20 protein-coding genes are annotated in these 20567 nt (G+C 56.2%); 17 read left to right on the forward strand and 3 right to left on the reverse strand.

All coding sequences use genetic code 11. The features are described 5' to 3' along the window. The first annotated feature begins 35 nt into the window (after nt 1–35). Both ACR0C3_RS02650 and ACR0C3_RS02655 read left to right on the forward strand, forming a co-directional pair. On the forward strand, nt 36–347 hold the full coding sequence (locus ACR0C3_RS02650) for a hypothetical protein (RefSeq protein ID WP_480757018.1): 312 nt from the start codon (nt 36–38) through the stop codon (nt 345–347). Between the two features lie 47 nt (nt 348–394). Then, nucleotides 395–559, forward strand: coding sequence for a hypothetical protein (locus tag ACR0C3_RS02655; protein WP_170376127.1), 165 nt, complete (start codon nt 395–397; stop codon nt 557–559). A gap of 879 nt (nt 560–1438) precedes the next feature. Here the strand turns inward: ACR0C3_RS02655 and ACR0C3_RS02660 are convergent. Then, on the reverse strand, nt 1439–1789 hold the full coding sequence (locus ACR0C3_RS02660; protein WP_480757020.1) for a VOC family protein: 351 nt from the start codon (nt 1787–1789) through the stop codon (nt 1439–1441). 46 nt (nt 1790–1835) lie between these two features. Further along, the gene (locus tag ACR0C3_RS02665) at nt 1836–2273 is read right to left on the reverse strand and encodes a VOC family protein (RefSeq protein ID WP_480757021.1); all 438 of its coding nucleotides are present in this window, start codon (nt 2271–2273) and stop codon (nt 1836–1838) included. A gap of 106 nt (nt 2274–2379) precedes the next feature. On the opposite strand from ACR0C3_RS02665, the gene ACR0C3_RS02670 reads away from it, so the two are divergent. Beyond that, nucleotides 2380–3084, forward strand: coding sequence for a helix-turn-helix transcriptional regulator (locus ACR0C3_RS02670; RefSeq protein WP_480757023.1), 705 nt, complete (start codon nt 2380–2382; stop codon nt 3082–3084). A gap of 207 nt (nt 3085–3291) precedes the next feature. On the opposite strand, the gene ACR0C3_RS02675 is transcribed toward ACR0C3_RS02670, so the two are convergent. Further along, nucleotides 3292–4272 (reverse strand): hypothetical protein, encoded by a 981-nt coding sequence (locus ACR0C3_RS02675; RefSeq protein ID WP_480757025.1) that lies wholly within the window; start codon nt 4270–4272, stop codon nt 3292–3294. Between the two features lie 205 nt (nt 4273–4477). Between ACR0C3_RS02675 and ACR0C3_RS02680 the strand changes: the two genes are divergently transcribed. The 14 genes from ACR0C3_RS02680 to ACR0C3_RS02745 all read left to right on the forward strand — a co-directional run bounded on the left by ACR0C3_RS02680 (nt 4478) and on the right by ACR0C3_RS02745 (nt 20567). Next, nucleotides 4478–5455 (forward strand): serine hydrolase domain-containing protein, encoded by a 978-nt coding sequence (locus ACR0C3_RS02680; protein ID WP_480757026.1) that lies wholly within the window; start codon nt 4478–4480, stop codon nt 5453–5455. 611 nt (nt 5456–6066) lie between these two features. Beyond that, a complete protein-coding gene (gloA2, locus tag ACR0C3_RS02685) occupies nt 6067–6474 on the forward strand; it encodes an SMU1112c/YaeR family gloxylase I-like metalloprotein (protein WP_480757027.1) in 408 nt (135 codons plus the stop codon). Between the two features lie 43 nt (nt 6475–6517). Continuing rightward, a complete protein-coding gene (locus ACR0C3_RS02690; RefSeq protein ID WP_480757029.1) occupies nt 6518–7342 on the forward strand; it encodes a TauD/TfdA dioxygenase family protein in 825 nt (274 codons plus the stop codon). Nucleotides 7343–7555: 213 nt separating this feature from the next. Further along, the gene (locus ACR0C3_RS02695) at nt 7556–8557 is read left to right on the forward strand and encodes a Gfo/Idh/MocA family protein (RefSeq protein WP_480757030.1); all 1002 of its coding nucleotides are present in this window, start codon (nt 7556–7558) and stop codon (nt 8555–8557) included. Then, entirely contained in the window at nt 8557–10128 is a 1572-nt protein-coding gene (locus ACR0C3_RS02700) for an acyl CoA:acetate/3-ketoacid CoA transferase (protein ID WP_480757031.1), read from the forward strand. The genes ACR0C3_RS02695 and ACR0C3_RS02700 overlap by 1 nt, the downstream gene beginning before the upstream one ends. Beyond that, nucleotides 10125–10892: an enoyl-CoA hydratase/isomerase family protein gene (locus ACR0C3_RS02705; RefSeq protein WP_480757032.1), complete on the forward strand. Its 768-nt coding sequence runs from the start codon at nt 10125–10127 to the stop codon at nt 10890–10892. Before ACR0C3_RS02700 ends, ACR0C3_RS02705 begins: the two co-directional genes overlap by 4 nt. A 4-nt stretch (nt 10893–10896) precedes the next feature. Next, a complete protein-coding gene (locus ACR0C3_RS02710; protein ID WP_480757034.1) occupies nt 10897–12420 on the forward strand; it encodes an aldehyde dehydrogenase family protein in 1524 nt (507 codons plus the stop codon). 68 nt (nt 12421–12488) lie between these two features. Beyond that, a complete protein-coding gene (locus ACR0C3_RS02715) occupies nt 12489–13727 on the forward strand; it encodes an ABC transporter substrate-binding protein (protein ID WP_170677839.1) in 1239 nt (412 codons plus the stop codon). A gap of 101 nt (nt 13728–13828) precedes the next feature. Next, nucleotides 13829–14722 carry a carbohydrate ABC transporter permease gene (locus ACR0C3_RS02720; RefSeq protein ID WP_170376146.1) on the forward strand — a complete coding sequence of 298 codons (894 nt, stop codon included), beginning with the start codon at nt 13829–13831 and terminating at the stop codon, nt 14720–14722. Then, nucleotides 14722–15603: a carbohydrate ABC transporter permease gene (locus tag ACR0C3_RS02725; protein WP_068340098.1), complete on the forward strand. Its 882-nt coding sequence runs from the start codon at nt 14722–14724 to the stop codon at nt 15601–15603. The genes ACR0C3_RS02720 and ACR0C3_RS02725 overlap by 1 nt, the downstream gene beginning before the upstream one ends. 6 nt (nt 15604–15609) lie before the next feature. Continuing rightward, on the forward strand, nt 15610–16722 hold the full coding sequence (locus ACR0C3_RS02730) for an ABC transporter ATP-binding protein (RefSeq protein ID WP_480757036.1): 1113 nt from the start codon (nt 15610–15612) through the stop codon (nt 16720–16722). Further along, the gene (locus tag ACR0C3_RS02735; RefSeq protein WP_480757037.1) at nt 16719–18209 is read left to right on the forward strand and encodes a GMC oxidoreductase; all 1491 of its coding nucleotides are present in this window, start codon (nt 16719–16721) and stop codon (nt 18207–18209) included. The genes ACR0C3_RS02730 and ACR0C3_RS02735 overlap by 4 nt, the downstream gene beginning before the upstream one ends. Continuing rightward, a complete protein-coding gene (locus ACR0C3_RS02740; protein WP_480757038.1) occupies nt 18206–18964 on the forward strand; it encodes a 3-ketoacyl-ACP reductase in 759 nt (252 codons plus the stop codon). The genes ACR0C3_RS02735 and ACR0C3_RS02740 overlap by 4 nt, the downstream gene beginning before the upstream one ends. Before the next feature lie 16 nt (nt 18965–18980). Next, nucleotides 18981–20567, forward strand: a complete 1587-nt coding sequence (locus ACR0C3_RS02745) for a GMC family oxidoreductase (RefSeq protein ID WP_480757039.1) — start codon at nt 18981–18983, stop codon at nt 20565–20567.

Raw genomic sequence — 20567 nt, forward strand, 5'->3', positions numbered from 1 at the left:
ACACGGAAGAGTTTCCTTATCGTAGAGGAGATTCCATGAAGACTAGGTTTATGCTGGTTTGTGCATTTGCGACACTCGGCGCAGTGGCGGGTTGCGTGGAGACGTCAAGCCCCACGGCACCTTCAACTGACCAACCGTTCGTGGGAAGCTCCACCGATCTTTCCGCATTTGAAAGTGCGCGGGCCGGTCAGGCCGAGATGGGCATTCAAAACCTCGGCTATGAGTTGATCCGGACAGACGGTCTAACTGCCTTCTGGTTTAACCGCAGCACGCGTGCATGCGCACGCATCACGACTGCCGATGGCCGTTATTCGGATGTCACTATGCTGCCCGCCGCAGATTGCTAATGCTCTAGGTCGTGGCTGAACACTTTGTCTGATTGAAAGGAAGTTCCATGAAATACACGCTTGCAGCCGCAACACTGTTCGTCGTTTTGGCAGGATGTGCAGAAGAGCAATCCTTCACCACGGAAGCGGATATTTCCGAAGCAAACCGGAACACCGAATGCCCCGTGGACGTATCGGAAGCGGATCGCGCGAACTATCCGGCGTGCAACTAATTTGACAGCGGCACCCGGTGAGTCTCACTTACACATACGGAAAGGACTAGGTAGTGTCAGGATCGGCAACCGCCTGTCGTTGGGTTGTTCGAACCGTAGGGGTCTTGTACCTCATAGCACTCGCGCTGTTTCTGGTCGGCACCTTCGGGCTTTTGGGTCAGCGGCGAGATCCTTTGTCCGGTATCTTCCTGTTGCCCCTAGGCTTGCCATGGGTTCTTTTGACAGATGGTTTCCCCGAGCCTTGGCGTCCGTGGCTTGCGAGTCTGACTCCGGCGCTCAATCTTGTAATCCTAAACTTGCTTTGCCGTCGCATAAAACAACGCCAGTAGACATCATTTCAGTTATTTGAAAGGGACGCTGTGAGCCTTGATATTCCACATATGATTGTCACCGTAGCGATCAGCTTTGCTGTCCTCTGGGGCCTCGACCAGATGCCACTTTTTGCGAACATGCCGAAACGAAGAGCAACAGTGCTTAAGTTTTTCAACCTATTCGTTGCAATCTTAATTCTGAACCTAATCTGGCCTTACGGGTCGAAGGGTTAACCTGAGACTCAGCTTCTACGATGGCGACCGCAGATCGTTAGTACACCGATGTCGCGCCTTTCGAAGGCAGCCGACCGCCCAAGGTCGAAGTAACGGCGTCATGGTCGCGAAACACTGATGCGAGGAACAAAGGGTCACAGGGTTCACCGACATCCACGTGCAGTCTTTTTTGAGATCGGGTGCCTTGTCTGAAGAACGAACGTCTGCTGTGACCTCTATTTCTTTTGCGAGCGCAGCTTCGAGCAAAAGGCTTGCCTGTCCGCCCATTCGCGCCCAAAAGAACGAGCTAAAAAACCTTCTCCTTTCGATCGGAAACTGCGCTTGCGACCTTCGCTCAGGCGGAGAGGCAAATCTTGTTGCGGTCCAGATCCCTGACGTAGGCCGAAAAGCGCGGTCCACGTTGGTTCGGTTCGCCTTCGCTCGTGCCACCAAGCTCGATGGCCAATGCATAAAGCCTTTCGACCTCTTCAGTCGACCCGACACTGAAGCCGACCATGGTTCCGTTTCCATTGGTGGCAGGGTTTTCGTCGAACGGGATGGCGACTGCAAAGGCAAAGCCAGGTCCGAGCCAGTATGTCATTCTGTCGGTGGGCGATACACGCTCCACACCCGTTTGACCAAAAAGCTGGTCATAAAAGTGCGTAGCGGCGGCCATGTCGTTGGTACCGACAACGAAGTAGTTCATTTGCATGGTGCGATGTCCATTGAAATAGTGCTGAGTGTTGAGAGTGTCACTGATGGGTCAGTCTGAAGAACTCGATCAGCTGACCGTTCGGGTCGGTGATCTTGAGCAGGTGAATGCCCGGCTCTTCGATAATCTTTGGCGCGGTCACACCGGCGGCAAGGGCACGGGCGTGCAAGACTTCCAGATCGGCGGATTGCAGGTAAGGAACCGCGCCCGAACCTGCCTTGGCCCCCGGTGCATACTTATCCCGTGACACGATCGCGAACCAGCCACCAGCCACGTCGAACGCCACGAATTCAGGTAGCCCGATTGTCGGTGCACTGTCGAACAGGGCGCGGTAGAAGGCCTCCGATTCCTCCATGTTGTCGGTCGGCACATAGGCGCCCATGGCCATGATCGGCGCAGTTCCCAGCTGCTCGGACGACTTCGCTGCGAGTGCTGTTGGCAGAACCGCGGCGAGGGTTAGGGCAATGAAATGTCTCATAGTCTGATCTCCTTGGTTGAAGCCTTTCCTGCTTGTACCGCGCCTATGCTGACAGCGTGTTGTCAGCATGGTGTCAGTATGATTTGTTTCATAGAAAGGAGATCACATGAGGCGCGGCGACAGGCTATTTGAAATCATCGAGATTCTGAGACGCGCCAAAGGCTCGATCTCAGCCCAGTCCATTGGTGAAGAACTGGGCGTGACCAAACGCACGGTATACCGCGACATTGCTGCGCTGATGGGGCAGGGCGTGCCAATCAATGGCGAGGCCGGCGTCGGCTATGTGTTGGAGCCCGGCTTTCATATGCCACCGCTGATGCTGACCCCGGATGAGATCGAGGCCGTTACGCTTGGTGTGCTGTGGGTCCAAACCCGAGGCGAACCCGAGCTTGCACTGGCGGCTGAGAAGCTGATCACCAAGCTGGAAGCTGTCGCACCTGACAAGTACCGGACGTCGTTTCTTCAGCCGGCGGTCAGCGTCGCGCCCGTCACTCAGCCGGATGAAGTACTCGGCGCGGCGGCCATTCGTCTGGCCATTCGGTGTCGCAAAAAGATAGCCTTGAAGTATTCAGATAACTCAGGCCAAAAGACCCGTCGCGTGATATGGCCCATACTGCTGGGTTATCGAGACACCAGCCGCATCATCGCCGCATGGTGCGAGATGCGAGAAGGTTTTCGTTACTTTCGGACAGAGCGGATCATTGAGGCGGAGGTCCTCGAAGACAGTATTCCTCGGCGAATGGACCTACTCCGCGCCGAATGGCGCGATGCAAGTGATGCAGAACGAAAGCGCTATGAAGAAGGGGCATAGGGCGGGGCTTGCCGCAGGACCGCTTTGCGAAATCTGCAGCGCTGCTTTAGCAACGGCTCGTTTGGGCCGGAACCGCCAGTTTCTTGGAGTGGACCGAAGGTTGGCTTCGTCCGCAAAGCAGGTATTGAGCGAAATTCGCTGAACGCCAGCATCGAGCCCACAGCACAAAGACTTGAAGGGCAGCGCGCCTAGGTTCTGCTTTGCAATTTACTTGCAGATCGGCAATTCCAACGGCGGCTGTTTGGGCAAAGATGCTCTCCAACTATTTATGATCGGCTGTAGGCTGCTTTTGGGCCAAAACTTTGGTTCACCAATCGCTTTTAGGCAAGCTGCGTTCCAGTAAACTCCAGCTCGAGAAAGTGATTTTCCCTTTTTTACCGCCTTGGCGACAGCGTTTATGTCTTTGGATTCCGGGTAGATATACAGGGTTGTTGGGTTCCCTTCTACAAGCGCCAAAATCTCTTTTGAGGCGGATTGTGACCAGGTTGTGCAACCATTGCTACGACCACCAGTGTAGTTCACAAGCCTTCCGTAAGGGACATAGCCATCGTTGTCTGCATGCGTGCTTTGAGGGTTTTTGAACCTACATTGCCACTTAAGGAAGACAGCCGGATGGCCTCCGATGGCGCGCTCGCGGGCATTGCTCGTTTCTCCTTCACCATCAAACAAAAGAAACGTGCGGTAGAACGGCTGCGTTTTGCCGGAACGACTGTGGTAACCTTTGAAGGACGTGCGGGTTTCAGCCGTCACATAGGCGCCTCCGGCGGTTAGTTTAGAGCCTTCTGCATTGCTGAAGTTCTTCGCGCATTGTCGGCCATTCGAAAAATTGGCGCGCTGTAGTTTTCGGCCATTGCCATAGCCGGACGAAACCGCTCGGAAGGACTTTTGTGACTCGCAGATGACATAAAAACGCTTGCCCGGATTGCCGTTTCTTGCAGTGCTGGGGCGGGTTGCGTCCTTGGCCAGGTAGCAGGGGTTCCTTACTTCGCCTCGGCGTAGTTTCTTGATGTAAAGCGCGCGTGCCCTTTCCAGAACGATTGGCGCGATTTGCCCCTCACCCGTACCCACGTGCTTTTGTAGCCACGCTGGAACATCTTGCGTTATTGCATTGGCGCGGTCCGGTAGGGCGCCCACCGACATGGCGATTGTTATGACCGAGAGTGCGAGACGGAGTGAATTCGGTAGCAACGGGAAATCTCCTGCTAGAATGTCCTCGAGGTCAGTCTACCACAGTTCTTACACGCTAGGATGCTGGCCAAGTTTACAAGCGAAGCCTCCTGTTGCCTCAAATCCCACTTTTCGTTTGCGGAGGCTTTCTTAAATCTTGGACAATTAATCCTGGGATGTTGCGTAGGTGTCTGGACATTCCGAGATTTGCTTCCAAATGAATGCCATGATCACACGTCGCAAGTTCCTGTTGGCAACCGCAACCGCAATTTGTGCTCCGTATATTGTGCGGGGACAAACGGTGGTGCTGAATGATGTAATCAGCGGTCTTCCGCAGTTGCATTCCCTTCAAATTCAACTCGGCGAGGATGTCATTTTCGCGCAGGCCCAACAGGGGGCAGGCCTGGATAGGCCGGCCAACATAAAGTCTTGTTCAAAAAGCATTGTGGCTTTGTTGCTTGGGACGGCGATCGACCGGCAGGAAATCCCATCTGTAGATGCCACCTTGCAGGAGGTCGCTCCACGGCTTTTGCCCGCTAATGCGACACCCGGTTCCGAAAGCATTACGATGGAGGATCTGGTGACGCTGCGGGCAGGTCTCGAAAGAACCTCGGGCGGCAACTACGGAGAATGGATCAACTCTGCCAACTGGATCGCGGACGCGCTGACGCGACCGATGGTTGCTGAACCCGGGGAGCAGATGCTCTATTCCACGGGATCGACCCACGTGCTTGGCGCAGCATTGACCGTGGCAACCGGACAAAGCCTTTTGAGGCTGACGCGAGAGAGGCTGGGTGCACCACTTGGTATCGAGATCCCCGCTTGGACGAAGGATCCACAGGGTTACTACTTGGGTGGCAATGAAATGGCGATTGCGCCGAGGTCAATGTTGAAGATCGCGGTGTTGCTTCGGGACCGCGGGGCTTTTGCCAACACGCAAATCATTCCTGAGCGTTGGGTTTTGGAATCGACCAAGCCGCACGGCCGTTCACCTTTCTCTGGACTAGACTACGGCTATGGCTGGTTTCTTTCCCCTTCGGGCTATGCATTGGCGCGTGGGTACGGAGGGCAAATTATGGCGGCCCATCCTGAGCGAAACCTTGCCGTCGCAATCACCTCTGATCCTACGCGTCCCGCGCGTTCTGCAGGATACTTTGGAGATTTGGTCAGATTGCTTGATGGTCCGATTTTAAACGCGACCTAGGGGGAACTGTTCATAAACACTGTTAAGGGTTGGTCACGTTTGGCCTCAACGGCGTTGGACTATCAAACAGCTTTCGTCTTCGGTCGAGCGATGGAGCATCTGGACAGCTGATCAAATTTCTCTTCTGAAAGGTGAAAGAGGTGGTGGCCAGCTTGCTTATATTCCCACAGTCTCGCTTTTCGGGTCCAGTCAGGCCGATCAAAGAGCCAGTTCAGATTGAATTTGCTTGAGTGGCGCGATTTTTGCGCGGCATTGAGGGCAGTTCTAATTGGCGCAACTGAGACCGTTTCGAATTTGTCTGGGAACAACGCTCACTTCTTTCAAACGCGTTTGTAGGCAGCCGAGCGTGACAGCATTGGCTCTCAACTCGGAAATCACGAAGCTTGGTTTTAAATGCGTGTCTCGAGCCACGAGCCGCCGCTGGCACGAGTTGCCTACAACGTCGGCTGCGAGTTCACAGACGCTTGATGAATACTGCTCTGTTTTCCTGTATGGTTCGATTGACAAGTTTGGCCAAACAGCTCTTGGTTTTCTCGATCAGCATCGAAGGTGTAGTGAAAAATTAACTTAAGAATTTTTTTAACCTATTGATATAATTAGGAAAACTGCCCGTGACTAGTCTGAAATCAATCCACCATGCTGCAGTAATTTGTTCGGAATATGAACGGTCCAAGGCATTCTATACAGAGACCCTTGGTTTGAGGATTGTTGCCGAGAATTTCAGGGCTGAGCGGCAATCTTGGAAGCTGGATTTGGCATTGCCGGACGGCTCTCAGATTGAACTGTTTTCCTTTCCCACCCCGCCCAAACGCACCTCTCGCCCCGAAGCACAAGGTCTGCGGCATCTTGCGTTTGTTGTGGATGATATCGAAGCGCTAAAAGACAGTCTGGAACAGAAAGGCGTCCTCGTCGAAGACATCCGTGTCGATGAGTATACCGGCCATCGTTTCACCTTCTTCAGCGATCCGGACGATCTTCCATTGGAGTTGTATGAAGCGAGGCCGATTGCTTCGAAGTGAAATTTCTCGTCTTTTAGGCTAAGCGCAGCAGGGAGGAAGGCGCATGGAAGTAAAACCTCTCACCGGTGGATTGGGTGCGGAAATCGTCGGGGCGGACATCCGGTGTGAAGATCAATTCGACGCCATTAAGTCAGCCTTCGCTAAGTATTCCGTTATCGCACTGAGGGGCCAAGGCGTTAGCCCGCAAGAGCATCTGACCTTTGCGAGAAGGTTCGGCCCAATCAACGTGAACCGATTTTTCAAACCGGTGGACGGCCACCCAGAGATTGCCACGGTGTTGAAAGAGAAGGATCAGAAAGAGGCTGTGGGAGAGGGGTGGCATACTGACCACTCCTATGATCAGGAGCCTGCTATGGGCTCGATCCTGCACGCCCTGGAGGTTCCGCCCCATGGTGGCGACACGTTGTTTGTGTCGATGGCTGCCGCCTACGAAGCTTTGTCGCCCACGATGCGTGGTTTCTTAGATGGTTTGAGGGCGGTTCATTCCTCTCGCCATGTCTTTGGAGCCAGCATCATGGACACAGAAGCCGCAGAAAGCGGCCGTTTGGGGAACGCCGAAGCTGCCACGCAAGACGCTTTGCACCCCGTTGTCATCACGCATCCTCTCAGCGGTAGGCGCGGGTTGTTCGTCAACCCTGTGTTCACGACCGAAATCAAAGGCTTGAGCGTGGATGAGTCTGCCGCAGTGCTGGGTATGATTTATGATCATTGCAAGCAGCCTGAATTCCAATGTCGCCTGCGTTGGCAGGAAGGGGATATCGCCATTTGGGATAACAGAGCGACGTGGCACAAAGCGATCAACGACTACCATGGGTTTCGACGTCTTATGCACAGGGTGACAGTGGAAGGGGTCGCTCTGACGCATTGATGTAAGTAGCGCGCGGCGTATTTCAGCGACTCAGTCGGAGTACCGACACGCCGTGAATCCCTTCGATTCCCTGTGATTGTTTTGGATGAGGCTGCAAGCGTCGCGCTTTTAGCCATATTTTCTGGCCTTTAAAGCAAAGGCAGAGTTTTTTCTTGTCAAATTTGGAACGTTCCATTACACATTTTGGAACGTTCCAATTTGTGGGGAAATCAGATGAACTGGGCATTTGTCGGAGCGAGTACGATAGCTTCGCAATATATGTTGGACGCGGTGCGTCAGCAGACAGGCAACGACGTGACCTGGGTCGTCAGTAATTCCTCTGACCGGGTGCAAACCTGGGCTAAAGAGCACGGTATTCCCAATGCAACCACAGACCTGAACGCGGCGCTGTCTGACGATGGCGTGAAAGCCGTCTACATTTCCTCCACAAATGAGAAGCACCATGGTCAGGCGATGGCTGGCATCGCGGCTGGCAAGCATATTCTTTGTGAAAAACCGCTCGGGATGACGCAAGCGGAAGCTGTCGAAATGGTGCGCGCAGCCGACGCGGCTGGCGTGACTTTTGGTACAAATCACCACCTGCGATGCTCTGGCAGTCATCGTGCCATTCGTGACCTGATCGCAGATGGGCGCGTCGGCGAGGTTCTTTCGTTGCGCATCCATCACGCGGTGCATTTGCCCGAGAACTTGCAGGGGTGGCGTATCAACTCGGCCGATGCTGGTGGTGGCGTGATCCCTGACATCGTTGTTCATGACGCGGATGTCAGCCGCTTCCTGCTCAATGAAGACCCGGTGTCTGTCGTCGCGCAAATGGCCAGCTCTGGGATGGGGCAGGGTGTCGAAGACTCTTGCATGTCCGTCTGGACGATGCCTTCGGGCGCGATGGTCATGACGCATGAAAGCTTTACGCACCCCTTTGCCGGGTCTGGCCTGCAGGTACATGGAACCGAGGGTTCGGTTTTTGCGGATGGCGTCATGACGCAGCGCCCGGTTGGGGCAATAAAGCTGGTGACTGAAGCCGGAAGTGAAGAGATACCGTTTTCGGACCACTCTCTCTATGTTCAAGGCGTTTCGGAATTTGTCGCCGCAGCGGCGGGACAAGGCCGTCCTGCTGCCGACGGGCCTGATGGCGTGAAATCGCTGTCAATCGCGCTGAGCGTTCGCGAGGCCGCAGCGTCGGGTGAACGTATCAACATAGATTATGGCGGTTTCTGATGACCAAGCTTGTTTCCGTTTCCGAGGCCGTTTCTCGTATCCCAGACAATGCGGTTGTCACTGTATCGTCGTCCTCTGCGCTGGGGTGCCCAGACCTCGTGCTGAAGGCACTTGGAGAGCGGTTTCGCTTTGAAGGGCATCCGCGCAACATTACAACGCTGCACCCAATCGCCGCCGGGGATATGTATGGCGTGAAGGGAATGGATTATCTGGCGCAGGATGGACTGCTAAGCTGCGTTCTCGCCGGTTCATACCCGTCGGGCCCTTCCAGCCTTGAGATGCCGGAAATCTGGAAGATGATCGTCGAAGATCGAGTGGCCGCGTACAACGTGCCATCGGGAATTTTGTTCGATATGCATCGCGAAGCCGCAGCGCATCGACCCGGTGTTCTCACACAGGTCGGGCTTGAGACTTTCGTGGATCCTGTTCGGGAAGGATGCGCGATGAACGCGCGTGGTGCGGCGGCTCCAATCGTTAACCGAAAAGAATTCGACGGTCAGACTTGGTTGCACTTCCCGAACATCAATCCGAACGTGTGCGTTTTGCGCGCAACCACGGCGGATGAGTTTGGCAACCTGACCTATGAACATGAAGGTGCCTATCTGGGCGGATTAGAACAAGCGATTTGCGTACGCAACCACGGTGGGCTCGTGATCGCACAGGTTCAACGTGTGACTGCCGAGGGTAGCGTGCGCCCCCATGACGTGCGCGTGCCAGGGCATCTGGTCGATCTGATCGTTGAAGACCCAGAGCAGATCCAAACGACAGAGACCCCCTATGACCCTGCGATCTCTGGCCAGATTATGCGCCCTTGGGACAGTTTTTCGCTGGCCGAGCATGGTGTCGAAAAGGTCATCGCGCGTCGGGCCGCCCAAGAATTGCGCAGCGGCATGAGTGCCAACTTGGGCTTTGGCATTAGCGCAATGGTTCCGCGTGTTTTGTTGGAGGAGGGCCATCCTCAGGCGGTGACATGGGCAATTGAGCAGGGGGCCGTTGGTGGCGTCCCATTGACCGGCTTTGCCTTTGGGTGCGCATCCAACGCACATGCCTTTGTGCCGTCACCTCAGCAATTTATCTACTTCCAGGGCGGCGGGTTCGACATGTCGTTCCTTTCTTTCCTCGAGGTCGATGTAGAAGGCAATGTAAACGTCTCCAAACTTGGTAAGAAGCCCTATCTGACTGCAGGATGTGGCGGCTTTGTCGATATTACCGCGCGGGCCAAGAAGATCGTGTTCTCGGGCTGGTTCGAAGCCGGCGCTAAGATAGATCTGACGGATGACGGTATCCGAGTGAATGCCCCCGGAAAATTCACCAAGATGGTAGATCAGGTCGAGCATGTCACATTTTCGGGCCGCCGTGCCCGGGAAACCGGTCAGGATGTGCTCTATGTGACTGAGCGGTGCGTTATTCGCCTAACAGATCAGGGACTGGTCGCGACGGAAATCATGCCCGGCATTGAGGCGCAGCGTGATATTGTCGAAGCCTCGGGCGGTCGCGTCAAAGTCGCGGAAAACGCGGCTCAGATGCCCAAGTCGCTATTCGCAGTTGGCCCGATGGGGATGACACTGTGAGCAAGCTGGGCATTCATATCGAGGGTGCAACGGCCGTCCTGACTTTGGACAACGAGGCCAAGCTCAATGCGTTAACTGTTGATATGCTGCACGCGCTTGAGGCTGGCTTGAAAGAGGTCGAGCGTGACGCGTCCATTCGTGCGCTCGTTCTGACCGGCGCGGGTGAAAAAGCGTTCTGTTGCGGTGCTGATATCGGCGCTTGGGGTGGTCTGAGCCCTGCTGAATTCGCGCGCCATTGGGTCCGTGATGGACATCGTATCTTTGACCGCCTTACGCGGATCGGCAAGCCGACAATTGCAGCGATCAACGGTCACGCATTCGGCGGCGGGCTAGAGCTGGCCAGTTGCTGCGATCTGCGCCTGATGACCCCGCGGTCCACGTTGGCTTTGCCCGAAGCTCGGGTTGGGATCGTGCCGGGTTGGTCCGGGACACAGCGGTTGACCCGTCTGATCCCCGAAGCTTCGGTGAAAGAGATGGCACTCTTTGGGCGCCGTATCGGTGCCGACCGCGCGTTGGCCTTGGGCTATGCGACCGAGGTAGCTGACGACGTTCTGGCGCGCGCGCTTGAGATCACCTCCGAACTTAGTTCTCTTTCGCCCCGCGCCACCGAAATCTCAAAAAACATGATCCATGCAGCGGTCGGTGAAGACACACATGCCGTGGTCGAAGCCCTTGGTAGTGCAGCAATTGCGGCCTCAGCGGACCGCGAAGAAGGCGTTGCTGCGTTCATTGAAAAACGTAACCCCATATTTTCGGGCCTTTGACAACATGAAAGATATCACCATCAACCCTGCAATCCCGTTTGAGCTGCCGCCGTTGTTTGAAGGTCGGCATCTCATCGATGGCAGGTGGCAGAATAGCGCGTCCGGTGAGACTTTCGAACGGCGCTCGCCCTCGCACGGGCACATCGTCAGCCGTTCGGCCTTAGGTGGCGAGGCTGAAGCCGAGGCTGCGATCCTGGCGGCGCGTAAGGCGTTTGACAACGGTGTTTGGAGTCGAGCATCGGGCAAAGAACGGGCCGCCGTTTTGCTGAAGGTTGCCGACCTGATTGAGCAGAATGTCGACCGGATTGCACCGATCGAAACGCTGGAAAGCGGTAAGCCGATCAGCCAATCCGAGGGTGAGGTCGGCGGTGCAGCAGACCTTTGGCGCTATGCGGCCTCATTGGCACGCAGCACGCACGGCGACAGCCACAACACTCTTGGCGCAGATATGATGGGTGTCGTGCTGAAGGAACCCATCGGTGTCGTGTCCATCATCACGCCTTGGAATTTTCCGTTCTGGATTCTCAGTCAGAAGCTGCCCTTCGCGTTGGCGGCTGGTTGCACAGTTGTTGTGAAACCGTCTGAGATGACACCGTCGACAACCTTGATGCTGGGCGAATTGTTGATCGAAGCCGGATTGCCCGCCGGTGTATGCAATATCGTTCTGGGTTACGGAGTTCCCGTTGGCAGCGTGATGTCGAGCCATGACAGCGTGGACATGATCAGCTTTACGGGCTCTACGGCTGTGGGCAAGACGATCAGCGCAGTAGCGTCGGATACGCTCAAGAAAGTCGCGCTAGAGCTTGGGGGCAAGAACCCTCAGGTCATCTTTCCCGACGCCAATCTGAATGCAGCCGCTGATGCGGTTGTGTTCGGTGTCTATTTCAATGTTGGCCAGTGCTGCAATTCAAGCAGTCGAATCATCGTGCATGAGGACATTGCTGATGAATTCCGCGAACGTGTCGTCGCCCTTTCGCGCAAAGTCAAATTCGGCGATCCTTTGGACCCGACAACGCAGGTTGGGGCTATCGTAACGTCCGAGCACAACTCAAAAATCGACGCGTATGTCAAACAGGCGCAGGCTTCGGGTGCGACTATTGATCTGGGTGGTGAGCCGCTGGAGGTCGAAGGCCTCGGCGCTCAGTTCTATCAGCCGACGGTGATTTCCGACGTCTCGCCTGATATGCCCATTGCCCGCGATGAAGTATTCGGGCCTGTTCTGTCTGTTTTGACTTTCAAAACACTGGACGAAGCCATCGCGCTCACCAATGATAGCGCTTACGGTCTGTCGGCAGGGGTATGGAGCGAAAACGTTCACTCCTGCCTAGAGTTTGCCCGCCGAGCAGAAGCGGGAACGGTCTGGACCAATACCTGGATGGACGGGTTCCCCGAGGTCGCTTTCGGTGGGGTCAAACAATCCGGGCAGGGGCGGGAAATCGGGCGATATGGGTTCGAGGAATTCTTCGAAGTGAAATCAGTGGTCATGCGCATCGGCAACAGCCGTGCACCATGGGTTCCGCAAGACTAAGACCGGGCGCCAGATTGGTCCCGAGTGAGAATAACGCATTAAGGGAGGAAACAAGAATGCGTAATTTTATGAAGACAAAATCGCTGTTTGTAGCAGGTCTACTGTGCACGACCAGCCTTGCGCACGCTGAAGACGTGGAAGTTCTGCATTGGTGGACGTCTGGCGGTGAGGCCGCAGCATTGAACGTTCTCAAGGACGATCTGTCCGGACAGGGCATTGGATGGACCGACATGCCTGTAGCCGGTGGCGGTGGTGAGCAGGCCATGACCGTTCTGCGCGCACGCGTCACCGCAGGCAACGCTCCGACAGCCGTTCAGGCGCTGGGCTTTGACATTCTGGACTGGGCCGATCAGGGCGCGCTGGCGGACCTGAACGAAGTGGCAGCCCAGGAAGGTTGGGATGACGTCGTCCCAGATGCGCTGAAAGCCTTCGCCAAGCATGACGGCAAATGGGTTTCGGCCCCTGTTAACGTACACTCGACCAACTGGGTCTGGGCCAACAAAGCGGTGCTGGACGCCAACGGCATTGCTCAGCCCACCAATTGGGACGAATTCGTCGCAGCAGTTGAGGCGTTGAAAGCTGCCGGAATCACTCCGATCGCGCATGGTGGTCAGGCATGGCAGGACGCGACCGTGTTCGATGCTATCGCGATGTCGACGCTGGGGCCTGACGGTTACAAAGCGGCCTTCATCGACCTGGACGAGGAAACGCTGGGTGGCGACGCGATGAAAGAAGCGTTCGACCGTATGGCCTTTATCCGTGACAACGTGGATGAGAACTTCTCGGGTCGTGACTGGAACCTGGCGACAGCAATGGTCATAAACGGTGAAGCCGGTTTCCAGATGATGGGTGACTGGGCCAAAGGCGAATTCCTGAACGCGGGCAAAGTGCCGGGTGAGGACTTCCTTTGCTTCCGCTTCCCGGGTACTCAGGATCAAGTCACCTTCAACGCTGACCAGTTCATGATGTTTGATCAGGGCGGTACGGTATCGGCCGAGCAAGCCGCGCTGGCCAGTGCGATCCTGTCGCCATCCTTCCAGATTGCGTTCAACAAGGTGAAGGGTTCGGTGCCAGCGCGGACAGACGTTGATGGCAGCGATCTAGATGCCTGTGGTCAGCAGGGCATGAAAGATTTGGCCGCTGCTGCTTCGTCAGGCAACCTGTTCGGCTCCATGGCACACGGACATGCCGCGCCTGCGTCAGTCAAGAACGCCGTCTATGACGTGGTGACCGCCCACTTTAACGGCGAGTACGGCAGCGAAGATGCCGTGACCGAACTGGTTGACGCCGTTTCGATCGCCAAGTGATCCGTAAGTGATCCTCCCGATGGGGCGGCGGTCTGGCCGCCCTGTCACCAAGTGGGCGCAAAAGCTCCGATCTAACACGACTCGAACGAGGAGGGCGCGCCATGGCTGCTTCAGCCGACGCGGATTTCAAGACACGCCTTCAGAACTGGATTCCCAAACTGGTCTTGTCACCGTCGCTGGCGATGATGCTGGTCTTTGTCTACGGGTTCATTCTGTTTTCGGTCTACCTGTCATTCACCGACAGTCGCATCCTGCCGTCCTTTGGATGGGTCGGATGGGAAAACTACGACAAACTGTGGCGGCTGAGCCATTGGGAAACCTCGTTGATCAATATGGGGATTTTCGCGAGCCTCTATATCGTGATCTGCACCTGTATAGGCCTGGGTCTGGCGATCTTCCTTGATCAGAAAATCCGCGGCGAAGGGCTGCTGCGCCCGATTTACCTGTATCCGATGGCTCTGAGCTTCATCGTCACCGGTACAGCCTGGAAGTGGTTCCTAGACCCTGGCATCGGGTTGGAAAACGTGATGCACACATGGGGTTGGACCAGCTTCGAGTTCGACTGGATAAAAAACCGTGATTACGCCATCTACACGGTGGTTCTAGCGGCCGTCTGGCAGACAAGCGGCTTCGTAATGGCAATGTTTCTGGCTGGCCTGCGTGGGATCGACAACGAGATCCTGCGGGCTGCGCAAATGGATGGAGCCTCGAACTGGAACCTCTATCGCCGGATCATTATCCCGCAACTGCGACCAGCCTTCCTGTCGGCTTTTGTGATCCTCAGCCATCTTGCGATCAAGACCTTTGACCTTGTCATCGCCCTGACCGGGGGTGGACCCGGTCGCGCAACCGAACTGCCTGCGACCTTCATGTATTCCTACACCTTCACACGGAACCAGATGGGGATCGGTGCGGCCTCGGCCACGATCATGCTGATGACCATCGCGGCGATCATGATCCCCTATCTCTACGCCGAATTGCGGGAGAAACGCTGATGTCACAAGCAACTCAGGATACCGCAATCCGCACGGGCCGCGTTACGCGCACGCTGATCTATCTGGTGCTGCTTCTGTTCGGTCTGTTCTACCTGCTGCCGCTCTACGTCATGCTGGTGAATTCGGTGAAGCCACTGGAAGAGATCACCGGCGGCGGCATGATGAACCTGCCGCAGGTGTTCACGATTGAGCCGTGGCTCAAGGCGTGGTCTTCGGCGCAGATCGGCGTCGATCCGACGGGTCTGAAGCCTTACTTCTGGAACTCGATTAAGATGGTGGTTCCGGCGGTGATCGTCTCAACCATTCTTGGGGCGCTGAACGGCTATGTGCTGACCAAGTGGCGCTTCAAGTACGACACCATCCTATTCGGTCTGATGCTGTTTGCCTGCTTCATCCCGTTTCAGATTGTTCTGATCCCAATGGCGCGGATGTTGGGCATAATCGGGCTGGCAGGCACCACTTGGGGTCTTGCGCTTGTCCACGTTGTCTACGGTATCGGATTCACCACGCTGTACTTCCGCAACTACTACGCCGTGTTCCCGACAGAGCTGATCCGGGCGGCGCAGATTGATGGCGCTGGGTTCTTTCAGATTTTCTGGCGCATACTTCTGCCCAGTTCCGGGCCGATCGCTGTGGTTTCGATCATCTGGCAGTTCACCAATATTTGGAATGACTTCCTGTTCGGCGCGTCCTTTGCCGATGCCAACAGCCAGCCAATGACGGTGGCACTGAACAATCTGGTGCAGTCGTCAACCGGTGTGAAAGAATACAACGTTCATTTCGCAGGCGCCATTCTGGCGGCCATGCCAACTCTGCTCGTCTACATCGTGGCCGGTCGATACTTCGTCCGCGGCCTGATGGCGGGTTCGGTGAAAGGATAAGACCTCATGGGTTTTCTAGACATAGACAACGCGACCAAATCCTACGGGGCGGTCGAGGTTCTGCACAAGGTCGATATCTCGGTGCAGGAGGGTGAGTTCTTGGTGCTGGTCGGTCCCTCGGGCTGTGGCAAATCCACTCTGCTGAACATGATCGCGGGGCTGGAGGAGATCACCAGCGGTGAAATCCGCATCAAGGACCAGGTGATGAACGGGGTGCACCCGTCCAACCGCAACATCGCCATGGTGTTCCAAAGCTATGCTTTGTATCCCAATATGACGGTCGGGCAGAACATCACTTTCGGGCTTGAGATGCACGGGGTGCCCAAGCCTGAACGCGACAAAGCGATGCAAGAAGTTGCCAAGCTGTTGCAGATTGAGCAGTTGCTGGATCGCAAGCCCGGGCAGTTGTCGGGCGGTCAACGTCAGCGGGTTGCAATGGGTCGCGCACTGGTGCGAAACCCTGATGTTTTTCTGTTCGATGAACCGCTTTCGAACCTCGATGCCAAGCTTCGCGTCGACATGCGAACCGAGATCAAGAAGCTGCATCAGAACCTCGGGACCACCATCGTCTACGTAACGCATGACCAGATCGAGGCGATGACGCTTTCAAGCCGCATCGCCGTGATGAACGGCGGCTATGTCCAGCAGCTGGGTACACCGCAGGAAATCTATGATACGCCTGCGAATATCTTCGTTGCAACGTTTATGGGCTCGCCTGCGATGAACGTGTTACCGGCCAAGGTTACGGTTTTGAATGGCCGCCCCCATGCAGAGGTCGCCGTTCACGACGGATATATGGCGCAACTCCCGTTCAGCCAAGACAACTTGGCCGCATGGGATGGGCGCGAGATCTTGTTGGGAATCCGCCCTGAGACTATCACCGATATGGATGGTGCGGATCGAAAGTCGTCGAACATCGCGCAGATGACCAACCGTATCGTGGTGACGGAGCCCGCTGGATCGGACACCTTCGTCTCGATGCAATTGGGCGGACGAGATGTGATCGCGCGTATGCGTTCGGACGCCGAGGTCGCGCCGGGTCAGGATTTCAACTTTGCAGTAAACATGGAAAAAGCCGTGGCTTTCGATCCTGAAAGCGAGATGCGGATCCTTCCATGAATCGGGCTGACGTCATAATCATTGGGTCGGGCATCGGGGGGGCAACGCTGGCTGCGGCGTTGGCTCCGTCCAGTCGTCGCATTCTGATCCTTGAACGAGGAGAGTGGTTGCAGCCCTCACCTCAGGATCGAGACCCAAGGGCGATCTTTGCCAATGGGCACTTCCGCCCCGATGAAACATGGCTGGATGGAGAAGGCAAGCCTTTCAATCCCGGAAACTACTACTGCGTTGGTGGCAATTCCAAGTTCTACGGCGCAGCTTTGATACGTTATCGGAAAGAGGATTTTGAGCCGCGTCAGCATATAGGTGGCTACTCTCACGGCTGGCCCATGCCCTACGAAGAGCTGGAGCCGGATTATACCGCCGCGGAACAGCTTTACGACGCGCATGGGACCACCAAAGAAGATCCCACCGAGCCACCGCACAGTGGGGGTTACCCGCACCCACCTGTGCCGGATGAGGTTGATATTGCAGACCTGAGGACGCGGCTAAGCCAAGCAGGCCTGACGCCATCCTCAGTGCCTTTGGGCGTGGACATTGAGACCTGGCTAGAGGCTGGGCAAACAACTTGGGATGCGTTTCCCAATACATGCGGCGGCAAAATGGATGCCGAAACCTGTGCGCTTGCCGAAGCATTGAAGCACGAGAATGTCGAACTGTTGACTGACGCGCGTGTCCGTAAACTGAAGGCTGATGCCGGTGGTCGCGTCACAAGTGTCGAAGTTGAAGGCCACGGTGCTCTGCGCGCGCCGGTCATCGTGCTTGCAGCAGGTGCGGTACAGTCCTCAGTCCTGTTGCTGCAGTCCGCGAACGACAATTGCCCAACTGGTCTTGCCAATCGGTCCGATCAGGTCGGGCGGAACTTCATGAACCACAATTGTTCCGCGGTGCTGGCCCTTCACCCGATGCGTCGCAACAGAGCCGTCTATCAAAAGACATTGATGTTCAACGACTATTACAACAGCGACGGGCAGGGTGGTTTGCCTTTGGGCAACATTCAGATGTTGGGAAAAATCACCGGACCGATTCTTGCGTCGCAAACCCATCTACCGGGTCCAATTGCAGCACTGATCGCCAATCGCAGTTTTGACTTTTATGCTATGTCCGAGGATCTGCCGAACCCAGAAAGCCGGGTGACGGTCGAAGGTGACCAGATCAGGCTGGATTGGAAACGCTCGAATTGGGCTGCGCACGAGGCCCTGGTTGCGCGGCTAAAGGCGCATCTGAAGCAGGCCGGGTTTCCCGTGGTACTGTCGCGACCATTTGATCGGCGTACTCCGTCGCATCAATGCGGCACAGCGCGGATGGGCAATGACCCGGCAAGCAGTGTCGTCGACACATTCTGCCGCAGCCACGACCACAAGAACCTGTTCATCGTTGACGCGTCAATTCTTCCGACATCTGCGGCGGTGAATCCGGCCCTCACGATAGCCGCACTCGCACTTCGTGCGGGGCGTCATATCATTGAAACGGAGTTCGCCGCATGACCGGAACAGCATTGGTGACCGGAGGACAACAGGGCATTGGTCTCGGGGTGGCGCGCGCCTTGATCGCGGCCGGGTACAAGGTCGCAATAGCCTCTCGCTCGGCGCCCGACAAACCGGTCGTGAGGGCGGCTTTGGTAGAGCTTGGCCCAAACGCAATCTATGTGCAGCACGACGTGTCCGACATTGATCACGTTCCGGCGCTACTGGATCAGATCGAAGCCGATTTAGGCCCAATCACCGCATTGATAAACAACGCAGGCGTAGGGGCGCCGGAGCGTGGTGACATGCTGGATCTGAAGCCCGAGAACTGGGATTTCGTGCAGAACATCAACCTGCGTGGCGCGTTTTTTCTGGCGCAAGAAGTGGCTCGGCGCATGTTGGAACAGCCGCAAGATACCTATCGATCAATAACCTTTGTCACCTCTGTCAGCGCGACAATGGTGTCGATCGAACGCGCCGAGTACTGCGTGTCCAAGGCGGCCGCAGCGATGATGGCTCAGTTGTTCGCAGTACGCTTGGCCCCCGAAGGTATCGGCGTCTTTGAGCTGCGACCGGGCATCATCGCGACCGAGATGACGGCGGGCGTGCGCGACAAGTACACCGACCGTATCGAAGGTGGCCTTGTTCCCGCGGCACGCTGGGGCGCGCCCGAAGACATTGGATCCGTTGTCGTCCCGCTGGTTCAGGGGCAGATGCACTTTGCGAACGGCGCCGTTATCCCTGTGGATGGCGGCTTGTCGATTTCACGTCTGTAAGTCAGGGCACATAAGAATGTCTGAAGGATATGATTTCATTGTCATTGGGGGCGGCTCGGCAGGCTCGGTGATCGCTGCGCGTCTTTCCGAAGAACCCTCGGCGCGTGTGCTGTTGCTGGAGGCTGGCTCCACCGACCGCCACCCGTTCTTTCACCTGCCAGCCGGGTTCGCGAAGATGACAAAGGGTATCGGCAGCTGGGGCTGGTCCACGGTTCCGCAAAAGCACATGCAGAACAAGGTCTTCAACTACACCCAGGCCAAGGTGATCGGCGGAGGGTCTGCGATCAACGCGCAAATCTACACGCGGGGTGCAGCTCAGGATTACGATGACTGGAGACAGATGGGGTGCGAGGGTTGGAGCTATGCGGACGTGCTGCCCTATTTCAAAAAATCCGAAGACAACGACACCTATGACGACGAATTTCATGGCAAGGGCGGACCGCTGGGCGTGTCCATGCCCGCAGCCCCTTTGCCAATCTGCGATGCCTACATCAAGGCCGCTGGGGAAGTGGGGATTCCTGCAACACGCGATGTGAATGGGGCCAAACAAGATGGAGCGGGGTACTACCAGCTGACCCAGCGCAATGCGCGACGATCCTCTGCTGCGATGGCGTTTATCGCGCCGAACCGCAGCCGCCCGAACCTGACCGTGCGCACTGGCGCACAGGTCCGCCGAATTATGGTGGACAAAGGCAGGGCGACTGGTGTCGAGATGATGAATGGGGACAAGATCTCCGCCGCGAAAGAAGTCATTCTGTCCTCAGGTGCCATCGGTTCGCCGCGCTTGTTGCAACTGTCGGGAATTGGCCCGGCGGATCATTTGGACAGCCTTGGCATCGACGCGGTTTTTCATCAGCCGCAGGTGGGCGCGAATTTGCAGGACCATCTGGATTTGTATTCCATCTGCGAAGTGACCGGCCCGCACACCTACGACCGTTTCGCTAAGTTGCACCTTTCAGCTTTTGCAGGCCTGCAATACCTTTTCACCCGCAAGGGACCGGTCGCGTCCAGCCTGTTCGAAACGGGTGGGTTCTGGTACGCAGACCAGGATGCGCGTTCGCCGGATCTTCAGATGCATCTGGGGCTTGGTACCGGCATTGAGGCAGGGGTCGAGGCGATGCCCAACGGTGGGGTTACACTGAACGCCTGTTTTCTGCGACCCAGATCACGCGGAACCGTCCGGTTGCAAAGCTCGGACCCCGCGATGATGCCGCTTATAGATCCCAACTATCTGGCGGATCACTACGATCGCGAGATGTCCATTCGAGGCTTGAAGCTGGTGCAGAACATCCTCGCTCAGGATGCGCTGAAGCCGTACATCTTGGCAGAACGTTTGCCGGGCCCGGACGTGCGGACCGAGCAGGAGTATTTCGATTTTATTTGTTTACACTCCAAAACATCTCACCACTGCGCTGGTACCTGTCGTATGGGCGGCGATGCCGAAGCCGTTCTGGACCCGCGCCTGCGGTTCAATGGGATCGAAGGGCTTCGCGTCGCGGATGCGTCGATTATGCCGACGGTCAATTCATCGAACACCAATGCACCTACAATCATGATCGGGGAAAAAGCTTCCGACATGATCAAACAAGATCAGGGTTTCTAA

Source organism: Ruegeria sp. CK3 (assembly GCF_056536565.1).